Annotated in this window: 14 protein-coding genes and 1 pseudogene; 10 read left to right on the top strand and 5 right to left on the bottom strand. The window is 67.5% G+C overall.

Annotated elements, in window-relative coordinates; genetic code table 11:
• Window positions 1-316 precede the first annotated feature (316 nt).
• The 3 genes and pseudogenes from IG90_RS41685 to IG90_RS45640 all read left to right on the top strand — a co-directional run bounded on the left by IG90_RS41685 (window position 317) and on the right by IG90_RS45640 (window position 4,109).
• Window positions 317-2,062, top strand: coding sequence for an alpha/beta hydrolase (locus tag IG90_RS41685; RefSeq protein ID WP_078585242.1), 1,746 nt, complete (start codon window positions 317-319; stop codon window positions 2,060-2,062).
• A gap of 128 nt (window positions 2,063-2,190) precedes the next feature.
• The gene (locus IG90_RS0108485) at window positions 2,191-3,036 is read left to right on the top strand and encodes a hypothetical protein (protein ID WP_124264586.1); all 846 of its coding nucleotides are present in this window, start codon (window positions 2,191-2,193) and stop codon (window positions 3,034-3,036) included.
• Between the two features lie 140 nt (window positions 3,037-3,176).
• Window positions 3,177-4,109: pseudogene (locus tag IG90_RS45640) on the top strand (DUF4158 domain-containing protein).
• A gap of 429 nt (window positions 4,110-4,538) precedes the next feature.
• Here the strand turns inward: IG90_RS45640 and IG90_RS0108475 are convergent.
• The 3 genes from IG90_RS0108475 to IG90_RS0108465 all read right to left on the bottom strand — a co-directional run bounded on the left by IG90_RS0108475 (window position 4,539) and on the right by IG90_RS0108465 (window position 6,395).
• Window positions 4,539-5,636: a hypothetical protein gene (locus tag IG90_RS0108475; protein WP_030579891.1), complete on the bottom strand. Its 1,098-nt coding sequence runs from the start codon at window positions 5,634-5,636 to the stop codon at window positions 4,539-4,541.
• A 199-nt stretch (window positions 5,637-5,835) separates the two neighbouring features.
• Window positions 5,836-5,961: a hypothetical protein gene (locus IG90_RS46650; RefSeq protein WP_267958689.1), complete on the bottom strand. Its 126-nt coding sequence runs from the start codon at window positions 5,959-5,961 to the stop codon at window positions 5,836-5,838.
• The gene (locus IG90_RS0108465; RefSeq protein WP_030579886.1) at window positions 5,958-6,395 is read right to left on the bottom strand and encodes an ATP-binding protein; all 438 of its coding nucleotides are present in this window, start codon (window positions 6,393-6,395) and stop codon (window positions 5,958-5,960) included. The genes IG90_RS46650 and IG90_RS0108465 overlap by 4 nt, the downstream gene beginning before the upstream one ends.
• 164 nt (window positions 6,396-6,559) lie before the next feature.
• Between IG90_RS0108465 and IG90_RS0108460 the strand changes: the two genes are divergently transcribed.
• Together IG90_RS0108460 and IG90_RS41675 are read left to right on the top strand one after the other, a co-directional pair.
• Window positions 6,560-7,456: a helix-turn-helix domain-containing protein gene (locus IG90_RS0108460; RefSeq protein WP_030579883.1), complete on the top strand. Its 897-nt coding sequence runs from the start codon at window positions 6,560-6,562 to the stop codon at window positions 7,454-7,456.
• Window positions 7,453-7,659 carry a DUF397 domain-containing protein gene (locus IG90_RS41675; protein WP_078585244.1) on the top strand — a complete coding sequence of 69 codons (207 nt, stop codon included), beginning with the start codon at window positions 7,453-7,455 and terminating at the stop codon, window positions 7,657-7,659. Before IG90_RS0108460 ends, IG90_RS41675 begins: the two co-directional genes overlap by 4 nt.
• Window positions 7,660-7,934: 275 nt before the next feature.
• On the opposite strand, the gene IG90_RS0108455 is transcribed toward IG90_RS41675, so the two are convergent.
• A complete protein-coding gene (locus IG90_RS0108455; protein ID WP_030579879.1) occupies window positions 7,935-8,951 on the bottom strand; it encodes an ArsR/SmtB family transcription factor in 1,017 nt (338 codons plus the stop codon).
• Between the two features lie 194 nt (window positions 8,952-9,145).
• Window positions 9,146-9,598 (bottom strand): peptidoglycan-binding domain-containing protein, encoded by a 453-nt coding sequence (locus IG90_RS0108450; RefSeq protein ID WP_233435953.1) that lies wholly within the window; start codon window positions 9,596-9,598, stop codon window positions 9,146-9,148.
• A gap of 579 nt (window positions 9,599-10,177) precedes the next feature.
• Here IG90_RS0108450 and rpsJ point away from each other — a divergent pair.
• Genes rpsJ through rplB form a run of 5 tightly spaced genes read left to right on the top strand, consistent with a single transcriptional unit; the run spans window position 10,178 to window position 12,999 of the window.
• Complete coding sequence (gene rpsJ / locus IG90_RS0108445) at window positions 10,178-10,486, top strand: 30S ribosomal protein S10 (RefSeq protein WP_003948644.1); 309 nt, start codon at window positions 10,178-10,180, stop codon at window positions 10,484-10,486.
• 14 nt (window positions 10,487-10,500) lie between these two features.
• A complete protein-coding gene (gene rplC, locus IG90_RS0108440) occupies window positions 10,501-11,145 on the top strand; it encodes a 50S ribosomal protein L3 (protein WP_003966960.1) in 645 nt (214 codons plus the stop codon).
• 4 nt (window positions 11,146-11,149) lie between these two features.
• Window positions 11,150-11,800 (top strand): 50S ribosomal protein L4, encoded by a 651-nt coding sequence (gene rplD, locus IG90_RS0108435; protein WP_003966959.1) that lies wholly within the window; start codon window positions 11,150-11,152, stop codon window positions 11,798-11,800.
• A complete protein-coding gene (gene rplW, locus IG90_RS0108430) occupies window positions 11,800-12,123 on the top strand; it encodes a 50S ribosomal protein L23 (RefSeq protein ID WP_007446738.1) in 324 nt (107 codons plus the stop codon). The genes rplD and rplW overlap by 1 nt, the downstream gene beginning before the upstream one ends.
• A gap of 39 nt (window positions 12,124-12,162) precedes the next feature.
• Window positions 12,163-12,999, top strand: coding sequence for a 50S ribosomal protein L2 (gene rplB, locus IG90_RS0108425; RefSeq protein ID WP_018510594.1), 837 nt, complete (start codon window positions 12,163-12,165; stop codon window positions 12,997-12,999).
• Window position 13,000 lies beyond the last annotated feature (1 nt).

Below are 13,000 nucleotides of genomic sequence, written 5' to 3'. Positions count from 1 at the left end.
GTGGAACAAGAACCCCAAGCCGTTCATCTGGACAAAGACCGCCGACGACATCCTCGACACCCTCGCCGCATACTGCACACGAATTAACGACTCAGGACATTAGCGGGGCAGCGCAGAAAGACGTGTACCAATCTTGGACCGAGTACCTCACGGGGGTACGTGACAGATGCGGTGCTCTGCAGGGCCTGTTGGAGAAGGTAGGGAACGACCAGTTCAAGAACGACGACGCGATTTGCGCCGCATTTGATGGATTGGCCAAGAAGTACAAAGATACCGATAGCGGCGATCACGGCAGTCGGGATCGGTGATCCGGGCTGTGGACTACGAAACTCTCAAAACTCTCAAGATCTCTGATTTCGAGAACGCGGCGGATGGGTACCGCGAGGCTGGAAATATGGCCAGTCAGGCCAAGGATGAGCTCTACAATCAGATTATTCCTGGAATGCAGAAATCCCTCCACGGTGAAGCGCTCAACGCTGCCGTAACGCAACTTCGGGAGCTTTCCAAGAATTTTCAATACGCACAGGTCGAGTGCGGTCTGATCGGTGCCGCACTCAATGCATTCGCTCTGGAACTGCGGCTGGCCAAAGTCAAACTCGACCTCGCGGTCGGAGATGCGACGGACGCCCGCCTCGGGGTTCGAGAAGACGGGTCGGTCAGTTACGGGGCCTGGAGCGGGTCGCCGGGCAGTGAGAGCATCCCAGGCGGCACCGTGTCGGGTGGTGCCGCATTGGTGCAAGGGCCCGGTATCAACCCGAACCACAATGTGGCTCAAACTTACGCCAACCGTATCGCCGCGGCCATAAAAGAGGCCACCGAGGTGGATGCGAAATGGTCGGCGAAGCTAAAGAGCCTGGAAGCGGATGATGACCTTACGGTATCCAATCGCGATTGGATTAATACTCGACACGACGTGAGAGGCACTCTCAAGGGTGCCAAAGACTATCTGAACCTCATTCTCGAGCCACCCAAGGATGGAACTCCCGAGGAGAATGCGGCGTGGTGGGCCGGGCTTACTGAGGAGCAGAGGGGTGACTATGCTTCGCTCAATATTGCCACCGTAGGAACTCTGGACGGGCTACCTTCGGAGATTCGTGATGAAGGGAATAGGTACACCTTGCGAGCCACCTCTGCCAGATGGGAGATGGAACGTGAGCGATTGATTTTGATGCGGGACTTTATTACGCAGGACGGGCGGTTCATGAACCGTTCCATCGAGAACAGATTGAAAGATATGGACAAGAAGCTGGCTGGCCTGAATCAGGTGCAGCAGCACCTCGACTCCACAGGAGAGAAGGGAATTCCCGAGCTGTATCTCCTCGGGATCGACACCGAAAAAAATGGGCGTGCCATAGTTTCGGTCGGAAACCCCGATGAGGCAGACAACGTGATGACGTACGTGCCTGGCATGAACACCAAGCTCGAAACAGTCGGAGGTGATATCGAAAGGGCAGAGAGTCTTTACAGTCAAGCGGTTGCGCTGGGCGATCCGGAAAAGAAATACGCGTCACTGATGTGGCTGGGGTACGATGCGCCTCAGAACCCTGTGGCGGTAGCCAAGGAGGGTTTGGCGAATGACGGGGCGCCGGTCCTCAACGATTTTCTGGACGGTTTGCAGGCTTCGCATCGGGGCGAACCTGCTAACGACACCCTGGTGGGGCACAGTTACGGGTCACTGGTTTCTGGGAAGATGCTCTCCGGGGACGAGACTCCGCCCGTTGATGCCGCTATTTTTGTCGGCAGCCCGGGAGTCGGCGTGGATCATGCGGCTGACTTGAATCTTCCGCCGGAGAACGTGTGGGCGGGGAAGTCTCGAAACGATGTTGTGGCGAGCCTGCCGACGCGATCCATCTACAATCCCTGGAGCTGGGGAGAGCGACCCTTTGGGGTTGACCCCACAGACCCAGGTTTTGGTGGGCAGCAGTTCGGAGTGCAAGACGGAAGCAAGTGGCCTCCGTTCGCTGCACACAGCCTCTACTGGGATGAGAACTCTGAATCCCTGAAAAATATGGCGCTGATCGTGAACGGCGAGTATCCGATGAGTGGGGCGGAACCGGAGTGAAAACTGGGCGTCTGCTCTGCCTGATCGTCAGTATTTCTTTTCTCGCGGCCGGGTGCGGCGCAAGTGGTGACGATTCTGTAGGACGCAGTGAATCGAGTGGTTCCGCTGCTCGGAATGGAGGCACGGGAATGGACATGAATCAGGCGGAGCGAACTGCTGAGGCACTGATTCGCGAAGCCATTCACGGGGTGACTCCCGAGCCGACGCTTGAGTCGTTCGGGGGAGGCGTGAAGTCCTGCAAGGAACCCAGTGATGGTGGATCCGAGGAGCGTGTCACCGTGACGCGGAACTACTGGCTGAAAGGCATTCCGCGAGAATCAGCAGAAAGTGTCGTCCGCAAGGTCTTCGGGAACTGGAAGGAAGCTGGTCACGTTGTCGACGCCGCGCCGGATTACGGTCGTCGCGTGGTAGCAGCCAACCTGAGGAGCAAGCCCGACGACTTCCTCATGCAGGTAGCGATGGGGATGGGCGGCCAGCTGAGTGTCGGCGTCACCTCTCCCTGCTTCTGGGACAGGGAACCGGTGCCATCGTCCCTTGGCCACCCGGCTCCCCGGACCGATGCAGAACTGCGGGAACGCCAGGAAGCAATGAACGGAGTGCGAGCCGTTTCGAGCCAGATCCTGGACAGCCTTGTCGACGGACGGCCTTCCAGCGAGGAGCCGGCCGTTCTCGTGCGTCCGCAGGACGGTTCGTGCTACGCCGATCACCAGTGGACGTACACCTGCGTGGACGCTCCGTCCGCGGAGCGCGCCTTCCATCACATGGTGCGTTCGCTGCGGGAGCACGGTTGGCAGACGCGGGAGCCGAGCGCGGAGGAGGCGGCGCAGGCCGGAGACGCAGTGGTTGCTCTGACACCGGACGATCACGAGGCGGGGGCCGGCGTGACCCGGACCCACGGAGAGGCCGTCATCCGTGTTTCCGCTGCTTGGGAACGTGAGTGGCCGCCTCCCTACATGCGCCGGGGCGATCAGTAGGAGCGGCTCGATCATGGACGGGGACGAGCTCATGCGCCGGGCGTAGGGCCGACGCAGTTTGGCCTGCGGGGAGGATCGGTCCGGGTTTTGGCGGTAGACCGATGATCTCGGTACCGGTTCGGTGACTCGGGCCGTTTGGCATGCTCAACGGTCCTACGTTCCGCCTCGTGCCAGTTGATTTTCTGTCTGATGACCAGGTCTCTTGCTACGGCCGGTTCCTTGCCGAGCTCACCCCGGGCGAGTTGGAGCAGTTCTTCCGTTTGGATGCCCGGGCCCGGGAGCTCGCGGCCGCCAAGCGTCGGGATGCGACCCGGCTGGGCTGGGCGGTGCAGTGGGGGACGGTGCAGTGGGGGACGGTGCGGATGCTCGGCACGTTCCTGCTGGACGACCCGGCCGGGGTGCCCGCGTCGACCGTGGCCTTCGTCGCTGAGCAGCTCGGGGTGGGCCCGGAGGTCCTGGCCGAGTAGGGAGGCCGGCCGAAGACGGCGTACGAGCACAGCTGGGAGATCCGCGAGGAGTACGGCTACCGGGAGTGCTTCTCCGCCGAGCCGGACGTGCGGGCGTTCCTGGCGGCGCGGGTGTGGGCGTCGGTGGAGGGGCCGCGTGCTCTGTTCGACCGCGCGGTGGTGTGGCTGGTGGACGACCGGGTGCTGTTGCCGGGGATCACGACGCTGACCCGGCTGGTGGCCGAGACACGGGCCCAGAAGATGGCCGAGCTGTACCGGACGCTGGATGCGGCGGTGCCGGGCGAGCTGCGACAGGCGATGCGCGAGCTGCTGAGGGTGCCGCACGGGAAGCGGGTCTCGGAGCTGGAGCGGTTGCGGTCCGGACCGGTGCGGGTGTCGGGCGCCGCGAGGCCTTGGACCGGGCCCGGGAGGTGCGTGCGCTCGGCGCGGGCCTGGTGGACACCGGCGGGGTGCCGGCGTCGCGGATGGCGGCGCTGGCCCGGTACGGGCTGGGCTCGAAGGCGCCCGCCCTGCGGGACCTGGAGGAGACGCGCAAGATCACCGGGCCCAGGCCCGGTCGGGCACCGCTGCCGGCCCTGCGAAGCCATCCACTTCCTGCGCGCCTGACCGCCCAGCACGTCAGGCGTTCGGTCCCACCGAGAGCGAGTGGGCGTCACCAGCACGGACCCCGCCGTTAGGTACCACGGCACTCCTGGGCTCTTCAGAAAACCATCGTTTTCTGAAGATCACCCGGCGGGCCGTCAGAACACCGGCAGAGCCTTCAACCTTCAAAAACCCCTTCAACAACCGAGGCCTTTCAACAACCCCGTACCACACCACATCCCCGACCTGCAGGAACTCCGCGCCTCCGGCATCCCGAATCAGCTCAACGCCCGCTGACCGCTACCGCCAAAACCCGGTCCTGTCCTCCCCGAGGGCCAGTTTGCCGACGGCCTCGCCGGACGCGCTTGAAGGCCCGAACCGGTGAGTGGGCCTGGACGGGTTCAGAGCCGTCGGCGAGTGGCCGATTGCCCAGGCACTGTGCTCACAGACAGGTCAGGCGGCGGCCTGCGCGTGGCCGGTCCGGCAGTCGCGGCAGCGTCCTGGCGTGGGGGAGCGGAAGGCGCGTTCGCAGCCGTCGCAGGTCTGGAACGGCGTGAAGGTGACGCGGCGGGCGGGCACGGCGAGGTCGTGGACACCGGGGAGCGGTGGGGGCAGCAGGGCGGTCAGCCGGTGCTTGAGGAGCCTCGCGGGCTGCCTGAGGGGGCGGGGCGGGTCGTCGGTGAGGACGTGGCGGATGGTGTCGGGGTGGGCTTCGCGTTCCAGCCAGGCCGCGACTGCCGGGGCGAGTTGCTGGATGTCGTCCTCGGAGAGGGTGAACTCCGGTGTGTGGCGACGGAGGTCGGCCAGGAGCGCGGTGGCGGCGCGGTGCAGCTCCGGGGTGAGCTCGCGTGGCTGCGGGAGCGGCCGGGGCGGCGGCTTGGGGGCGGTCGGAGGCGGGACGGGTGGGACGGTCGGCCGAGGCCGGGGCGGTGGTGCGGGGTCGTCGCGCGGGGGCGTGGTGGCAAGGGGCGGTAAGGGCTCGGGGGCGGGCACCGGGACCGGTACGGGCTGGGGTGTGGTCGCCGGGACCGGCACGGGCCGGGCTGGGAGCGTCAGGGCTGGTACGAGCCGGGGCGGGGGCGCGGGGGCCGGGACCCGTGCCGGGTTCCGGTCCGGCGGAGGAGCCGGTTGCGGGGTCTGCCGGGTGGCGGGCTGATGCGGGGCCGCGTTCAGGGGGCGTAGCAGGGCTGAGGGCTGGTTGCAGTACACGGTGCGGGTGACGATCCGGCCGTTCGGCAGGCGCTCACGGGCCCGTTGCAGGTAGCCGTGGGCCTCCAGTTCGCGCAGGGCGGCGGCGATGAGCCTCTCGCCCTCGGGGAAGCGGGCGGCGAGGGCCTTGATGCCGACTTCGGCGCCCTGGGGCAGTGACTGGATGCGTACGGCGAAGCCCACGGCGGTCGTGCTGAGACCGGGGTGCTGGGCGAGGTCGTTGCCGACGACGGTGAAGCGGTCGGTGTGCCGGATGACGACGTGGATCACGCCGGAGGTGGGGAGAGGTCCGGGAAGCTCTGTCAGGGCGCGCAGGAGCGCAGTATTCTGCTGGGTATCCATCGGGAAGCTGTCTTCTTCCTTGGTGGTCAGGCCCTCGATCGGGATTCCAGTCCCGGCCGGGGGCCGACGTATGTGCTCTGGTGGCGTGAGCATATGCCTGCCAACCGGTACGAAATCCAGCTGAGTTGGCAAACCTCACCCGTGTGAGTGACGGGCCCTCGGGGGTTGTCAGGTGAAAGCCGGGTTGGGTCGGGTGGGGTTATTTCTCCTGGTTCTTTGAGTAGTTGATGTCGCGGGTCACCGCGTCGCGGTGGAGCGCGATCCGGTGGGGGTCTTTCGCGGGGTACCGGGTCGCGCCCGCGCACGACTCGGTGGCGATCGTCACCGTACGAGGTCGAGTTCGGCCCAGACGGTCTTGCGCGGCACGGGGCCGGGGACGACGCCCCAGTGGTCCGCCAGGGCCTCGACGATGAGGAGCCCGCGCCCGTTCTCCGCGTAGTCGTCCTCGGGTGCTTTGACGGCACCGGGTCCGGGCGGGACGCTGTCGCCCCGGGTGTCGGTGACCTCGATCCGCAGCGTTCGCCCGCTGACGACGAGGCTGAGTTGGAAGTCCCGGCCTCGGACGCGGCCGTGTACCGAGGCGTTCGCCGCCAGCTCGCCGACGATGTGCGCCGCCGACTCCGACGGGAACCCCCAGGCGCCGAGATGGGCCACGGTGAGCAGCCGGGCGAGCCGGGCGCCTCGGCGGGTGGGGGAGAGCAGGACGCTGAACGTCCAAGTGGGGGACGGGTGTTGCGTGCGGACGATTTCCTGATTCATGTCACTCAGCGTGGCCGCCCCTGCGTACCGTGAACAGTGACGGAGTCCTTGCGTACGGTGACTGTCTGGGGCTTGTCCGGCCTTGTCCGGGCTGTCGGGGGTGACGCACAGGGAACGGACACCGTTGAGGTGGGAACGGCACGCACGTCGGAAGTGGGGCTCGCATGAGCGTGGTTGGCGAGGGTACGGAGCGCGGGGGCGGTACGGGGGACGTGGGCGGCGGGGCGGACGAGCCCGGGTGGGAGGTCGATCCGGACGACGAGTCGGGCGTGGCGGTGGTCGCCGCCGTGGGCCGCCAGATCAGGGCGTGGCGCGAGGCCGCGGGGATGCGGGCGGGCGAGTTCGCCGCGGCGATGGGGTATGGCGAGGACCTGATCTACAAGGTGGAGGGCGGCCGGCGCATCCCCCGCCCGGAGTTCCTCGACGGCGCGGACGTCGTGCTGGGGGCGGGCGGGAAGCTCGCGGCGATGAAGGCGGACGTCGCGGAGGCGCGGTATCCGAAGAAGATCCGGGACTTGGCGAGGCTGGAGGCCAGGGCCGTCGAGCTCGCCGCGTACGGCAGCCACAACCTGCACGGTCTGTTGCAGACGGAGGAGTACGCCAGGGCGCTGCTCGGTACGCGACGCCCCGTTCTGCCGCCGGACGAGCTGGAGCGCGCTCTGGCCGGACGCATGGCCAGGCATTCCATCTTCGACCGAGTGCCTGCCCCTGAGCTCAGCTTCGTTCAGGAAGAGGCCTCACTGCGCCGTCCGATCGGCGGCGTGGAGGTGTGGCGGCGACAGCTCGAAAACCTGCTCCGGCTAGGTGAGTTGCCCTTCGTGGATATTCAGGTGATGCCGACCTCCCGGTGGGATCACCCCGGAACGGGCGGGCGGATCCAAGTGCTGAAGTTCGCTGACGGCTCGGCTGTGGGGCGGGCGGATGACGAGTTTGCGGGCAGGCCTATCTCACATCCGAAGCAACTCCGTATTCTTGAACTGCGGTACGGCATCACTCAGGCTCGGGCTCTCACACCGGAGGAGTCCCGGGCCTTCATCGAGCAAGTGCTGGGAGAGACATGACCTACAGGCCCTCTGCCGGGGGAGCATCTGAGCTGCGGTGGTTCAAGAGCAGCTACAGCGACAGCAGCAACCCCAACGACTGCGTAGAGGTCGCAACCGCCCCGGCCGCCGTGCATGTCCGCGACTCCAAGGTCCAAGGCCCACGTATCGCCGTCGCGCCTGCCGCATGGGCAGGCTTCGTCTCGTACGCCGCCGGGCGCTGACCTCGCACGCACTCACGCCCCCACTCCTGGCCGAAGCCGGGCGGGGGCACGCTGCTGTCATCCTCGGAAGAACCCGGCCCTGGACCCCGTCCTCCGGCTTGGGCTCCACCTTCGGCTTCGCTTACCGCCTCGGGGCGGCCTTCTTCTTGACCCCTGGAGCGTGTAGCTGTAGCCCGGCCGCTTGCTCTTCTTTGTACCGGGCGTGTGCGCTGCGGGCGCAGGGCCCGGCCCGGCGCTCACCTCGGGTTCCTGCCGCTGTCGTAGGGCGGTCGTGGTCAGGTCGGTGCTGTCGCCCGGCGGTCTGTGCCGCCCCCGCTGCCCCGCAGCAGAGCGGCGCCGAGCGGGGTGAGGGTGTGCAGGACGCAGGAGGCCTGGCGGTGGCTGACGATCAGGCCGTTGTCCCGGAGCGTGGTGGCGTGCTGGCTGGCGGACGAGGCGGAGACCCCGGCGAAGCGGGCCAGCTCGCCGGTGGTGGCGCCGTGGGCGGCGGCCCGCAGGACGGCGGCGCGAGTGCGCCCGAGCAGCGTCGCCAGGGGTGCGCCGGAGCCGAGGTCCCCGGGGAGCGTGGAGTGGTGCGGCTCGTGGCTGAGGGAGTAGATCAGGACCGGTTCGAGCGACGGCTCGGCGAAGGTCACCGGGTTGCCCCAGGAGAAGTACGACGGGATGAGCCGGAGACCGCGGCCGTTCAGCAGCAGATCGCGGTCCTCGGGATAGACGGTGTGCAGGACGGGGTGCTGCCACCGCAGGCAGGGCCCCAGATCCTGCAGGGCCCCCTCGGTCCCGTGGTCGAGGACCGAGCGGGCGCGGGCGGACCGCTCCGCCTCGATCCGGGCCAGGGTCTGGTCGCCGTGCGGTGCGATCACCGTGTCGTAGTAGGTGCGCAGCGCCCGGACCAGGTCCTTCCGCATGCCCCGCTCGGCCAGGCGTGGCGCCCACGCGGGTGCTCCGCTGGTGCGCCCGAGGATGCCCACCTCGTCCAGGACCCGGCCCGGCGCAGCGGCCAGGATGGCTTCCAGCCCGCTGTCGAGCCCGTCGGCGGCCTCGCGCGGGGTCAGGAAGTCGGGGAAGTAGGAGGCCCGGGGGACCAGGGGCAGCAGGAAGGTGCGCAGAGTACGGGCGAAGTCCTGGGCGTGTACCCGGTCACGGGCCGTGCGGTACCAGTCGGCGTAGGCCCAGCGGCCCTGGCGGGTCTGGAACCGGTGCAGGCTCGTGCAGATCTCCCACAGCGGGTCGGGCCCGGCGGCCACGCGGGTTCTGGCCAGGTCGGCGTCGGTGAAGTGGATACGGAGCATGCGTTCCCCCCGAGTGCCCTGGGCCTCCTCGGTCCGTGCGGGAAGCCCTGCCTTGCCATGCTGCGGCGGAGAGGCCGCGCGGGGCAAAGCGGCGCGAGAGGGGCCGAGCCGTTTTCGGAGGGACTCATGGAAGCGCGTCCGCCCGGCCCGCGGAGTGCTGCCGCGGGCCGGGCGGACGCCGTGCTGTGGGGCGGTCAGGCGAGCAGGCAGCCGTTGGGGCAGTACCCGGACATCCGCTTGAAGGCCGCCTGAGTACCGGATCCGGCCACGCCGTCGATCGCGCCGTTGTAGTCGTAGATCCGGAGGAAGCGCTGGAGGGCCTTCACTGTGTTGGGGCCGACGATCCCGTCGATGCTGTCCCCGTATCCGTGCTTCTTCTTCAGGAAGCGCTGCATCGCCTTCCAGCTGTTGGTGCCGAGTTGCCCGTCGATGTCGCCGCCGTAGCCCCAGCGGGCCCTCAGCGCGCGCTGGACGCTCTGGGCCTGTGCCGTGCTCAGGCCCAGGTTGACCGTCGCGAGCGCCCCCACGTCGGCGCTCACCACCGCCGGGGCCTGCTGGGCGGGTGCCGCGAAGGCGGTGCCCGCGCCGGCCAGACCTCCCGCAGCGATAGCGGCGGCTGCGGTGAGACTGACGAGCGTCCTTGCCATGGACTTCTGTCGCATTCGTTCCCCCAAGGGTCGCGGTGCGGCCGGGCTGGTGTTCCCGGGCCGCCTCGGTCCTGAGCATCGCGAAGTCGGTGAGGGCCCGGACAGGCTCTTCGGCTCCGTCCGAAAACGCCAGGGCGGCAGGGGGGAAGCTCATGTTCCGGATGTCGGCACCGCCGGATGCGCGCCCCCGTTTGAGCACTCCCTCGCGCGGGGTAAGATCCTGCGCTCGATTGGCCAGGCCCGCGCCCCGTATGGCACACTGACCAGGTTGCTCGGTTGAGTGTCAATGCTGCGCGCCTCCCGCCGGGAGGACCGGAAGCGAGTCCCACAGTACTCGTCGGCCCTGTATGGGCCGGACGTACGGGAATCTTCCGGGAAGCAATGCAGGGCGCCGGCCAGGCACCCGGTGGGTGTTCCACCCCCGGTTCCGCGGTCTAGGGTCCGCACCCCCTTGGTTGGGATTTCCTTCGGGAGATTTTCGTAGAGGGGATGCGACACGCCCGACCGCGTGGGTCGGAGGAGGAGTCCAGAGAACCCCCGGGTTCCAGAGCGTTACGAGAGACAGGACTACTAGTAGCCATGGCGGGACAGAAGATCCGCATCCGGCTCAAGGCCTACGACCACGAGGTCATCGACTCCTCGGCGAAGAAGATCGTCGAGACGGTGACCCGCACTGGTGCGTCGGTCGCGGGCCCGGTGCCGCTGCCCACTGAGAAGAACGTGTACTGCGTCATCAAGTCGCCGCACAAGTACAAGGACTCTCGCGAGCACTTCGAGATGCGCACGCACAAGCGCCTCATCGACATCCTCGACCCCACGCCGAAGACGGTTGACTCGCTGATGCGCCTCGACCTCCCGGCGGGCGTCGACATCGAGATCAAGCTCTGAGGGGACGGGCCGAGATGAGCAAGAACATCAAGGGCGTCCTGGGCGAGAAGCTCGGCATGACCCAGGTCTGGGACGAGAACAACCGGGTCGTCCCGGTGACCGTCGTCAAGGCCGGGCCGTGCGTCGTGACGCAGGTCCGTACGAACGACAGCGACGGCTACGAAGCGGTCCAGATCGCCTTCGGCGAGATCGACCCGCGCAAGGTGAACAAGCCCCTCAAGGGTCACTTCGCCAAGGCCGACGTCACCCCGCGCCGCCACCTGGTGGAGCTCCGCACCCCTGACGCCAGCGAGTACACGCTGGGCCAGGAGGTCACTGCCGAGGTGTTCGAGTCCGGCGTCAAGGTCGACGTCACGGGCAAGAGCAAGGGCAAGGGCTTCGCCGGTGTCATGAAGCGTCACAACTTCAAGGGCCTCGGCGCCGGGCACGGCACCCAGCGCAAGCACCGTTCCCCCGGTTCCATCGGTGGCTGCGCCACCCCTGGGCGTGTCTTCAAGGGCATGCGCATGGCGGGCCGTATGGGTAACGAGCGCGTCACCACCCAGAACCTGACCATCCACGCGGTTGACGCGGAGAAGGGTCTGCTCCTCATCAAGGGCGCGGTCCCCGGTCCGAACGGCGGCCTCGTCCTGGTCCGTACCGCGGCCAAGGGGGCTTGAGGTAATGAGCACCATTGACATCCTTTCGCCGGCAGGCGACAAGGCCGGTACCGTCGACCTCCCCGCGGAGATCTTCGACGCCAAGACCAGCGTTCCGCTGATCCACCAGGTCGTTGTCGCTCAGCTGGCGGCTGCCCGTCAGGGCACGCACAAGACCAAGCGCCGCGGCGAAGTCCGCGGTGGTGGCAAGAAGCCTTACCGCCAGAAGGGCACCGGCCGCGCCCGTCAGGGTTCGACCCGCGCCCCGCAGTTCGCCGGTGGTGGCGTCGTCCACGGCCCGCAGCCGCGTGACTACTCGCAGCGGACCCCGAAGAAGATGAAGGCCGCCGCCCTGCGCGGTGCCCTCTCGGACCGGGCCCGTCACTCCCGCATCCACGTCGTCACCGGCGTGGTCGAGGGTGCCGCCTCCACGAAGGCCGCCAAGACGCTGCTCGGCAAGATCTCGGAGCGCCAGAACCTGCTCCTGGTCGTCGACCGCGCCGACGAGGCCGCGTGGCTGTCCGCGCGCAACCTGCCCCAGGTGCACATCCTGGAGCCGGGCCAGCTCAACACGTACGACGTGATCGTCTCTGACGACGTGGTCTTCACCCAGGCCGCTTTCGAGTCCTTCGTGTCTGGCCCCCAGACCGCTGAGACCGAAGGGAGCGACGCCTGATGAGCGAGGCGACCGTAACCAGCAAGACGTACTCGGACCCGCGTGACGTTCTCGTCAAGCCCGTGGTCTCCGAGAAGAGCTACGCGCTGCTCGACGAGAACAAGTACACGTTCATCGTCGCGCCCGGCTCCAACAAGACCCAGATCAAGCAGGCCGTGGAAGCGGTCTTCTCGGTCAAGGTCACCGGGGTCAACACGATCAACCGGCAGGGTAAGCGCAAGCGCACCAAGACCGGCTTCGGCAAGCGCTCCGACACGAAGCGCGCCATCGTGACCCTCGCCGAGGGCGACCGTATCGACATCTTCGGCGGCCCGACCTCCTGACGGAGGTCGAGTCGTCCGGAATCGGACGAGGACTGAGAAATGGGTATCCGCAAGTACAAGCCGACGACCCCGGGCCGTCGTGGCTCCAGCGTCGCCGACTTTGTCGAGATCACGCGGTCCACGCCGGAGAAGTCGCTGGTCCGCCCTCTGCACAGCAAGGGCGGCCGTAACAACGCCGGTCGTGTGACCGTTCGCCACCAGGGTGGTGGCCACAAGCGCGCCTACCGAGTGATCGACTTCCGTCGTCACGACAAGGACGGCGTGCCGGCCAAGGTCGCGCACATCGAGTACGACCCGAACCGCACCGCGCGCATCGCGCTGCTGCACTACGCGGACGGCGAGAAGCGTTACATCGTCGCTCCCCGTGGACTGTCGCAGGGTGACCGTGTCGAGAACGGTCCGGGCGCCGACATCAAGCCCGGCAACAACCTGGCGCTGCGCAACATCCCGGTCGGTACGACCATCCACGCCATCGAGCTGCGGCCCGGCGGCGGCGCGAAGTTCGCCCGTTCCGCGGGTGCCTCCGTGCAGCTGCTGGCGAAGGAGGGCACCATGGCCCACCTTCGTATGCCGTCGGGTGAGATCCGCCTGGTCGACGCGCGCTGCCGCGCGACGATCGGTGAGGTCGGCAACGCCGAGCAGTCGAACATCAACTGGGGCAAGGCCGGCCGCATGCGCTGGAAGGGCGTCCGCCCGACCGTCCGCGGTGTCGCGATGAACCCGGTTGACCACCCGCACGGTGGTGGTGAAGGCAAGACCTCCGGTGGACGTCACCCGGTCTCGCCGTGGGGTCAGAAGGAGGGTCGTACTCGTTCTCCCAAGAAGGCGAGCAACAAGTACATCGTCCGCCGCCGCAAGACGAACAAGAAGCGCTAGG

Origin of the sequence: Streptomyces anulatus, assembly GCF_000721175.1 — a bacterium.
Lineage (GTDB): Bacteria > Actinomycetota > Actinomycetes > Streptomycetales > Streptomycetaceae > Streptomyces > Streptomyces anulatus_C.
This window is presented reverse-complemented; position numbering and strand designations above follow the sequence as displayed.

Bases quoted from the DNA above. Each gene is read 5' to 3' on its own strand.
- IG90_RS0108485 (WP_124264586.1), top strand. From the start codon at position 2,191: ATGGACATGAATCAGGCGGAGCGAACTGCTGAGGCACTGATTCGCGAA.
- IG90_RS0108475 (WP_030579891.1), bottom strand. From the start codon at position 5,636: ATGGATACCCAGCAGAATACTGCGCTCCTGCGCGCCCTGACAGAGCTT.
- IG90_RS0108465 (WP_030579886.1), bottom strand. From the start codon at position 6,395: ATGAATCAGGAAATCGTCCGCACGCAACACCCGTCCCCCACTTGGACG.
- IG90_RS0108460 (WP_030579883.1), top strand. From the start codon at position 6,560: ATGAGCGTGGTTGGCGAGGGTACGGAGCGCGGGGGCGGTACGGGGGAC.
- IG90_RS41675 (WP_078585244.1), top strand. From the start codon at position 7,453: ATGACCTACAGGCCCTCTGCCGGGGGAGCATCTGAGCTGCGGTGGTTC.
- IG90_RS0108455 (WP_030579879.1), bottom strand. From the start codon at position 8,951: ATGCTCCGTATCCACTTCACCGACGCCGACCTGGCCAGAACCCGCGTG.
- IG90_RS0108450 (WP_233435953.1), bottom strand. From the start codon at position 9,598: ATGGCAAGGACGCTCGTCAGTCTCACCGCAGCCGCCGCTATCGCTGCG.
- rpsJ (WP_003948644.1), top strand. From the start codon at position 10,178: ATGGCGGGACAGAAGATCCGCATCCGGCTCAAGGCCTACGACCACGAG.
- rplC (WP_003966960.1), top strand. From the start codon at position 10,501: ATGAGCAAGAACATCAAGGGCGTCCTGGGCGAGAAGCTCGGCATGACC.
- rplD (WP_003966959.1), top strand. From the start codon at position 11,150: ATGAGCACCATTGACATCCTTTCGCCGGCAGGCGACAAGGCCGGTACC.
- rplW (WP_007446738.1), top strand. From the start codon at position 11,800: ATGAGCGAGGCGACCGTAACCAGCAAGACGTACTCGGACCCGCGTGAC.
- rplB (WP_018510594.1), top strand. From the start codon at position 12,163: ATGGGTATCCGCAAGTACAAGCCGACGACCCCGGGCCGTCGTGGCTCC.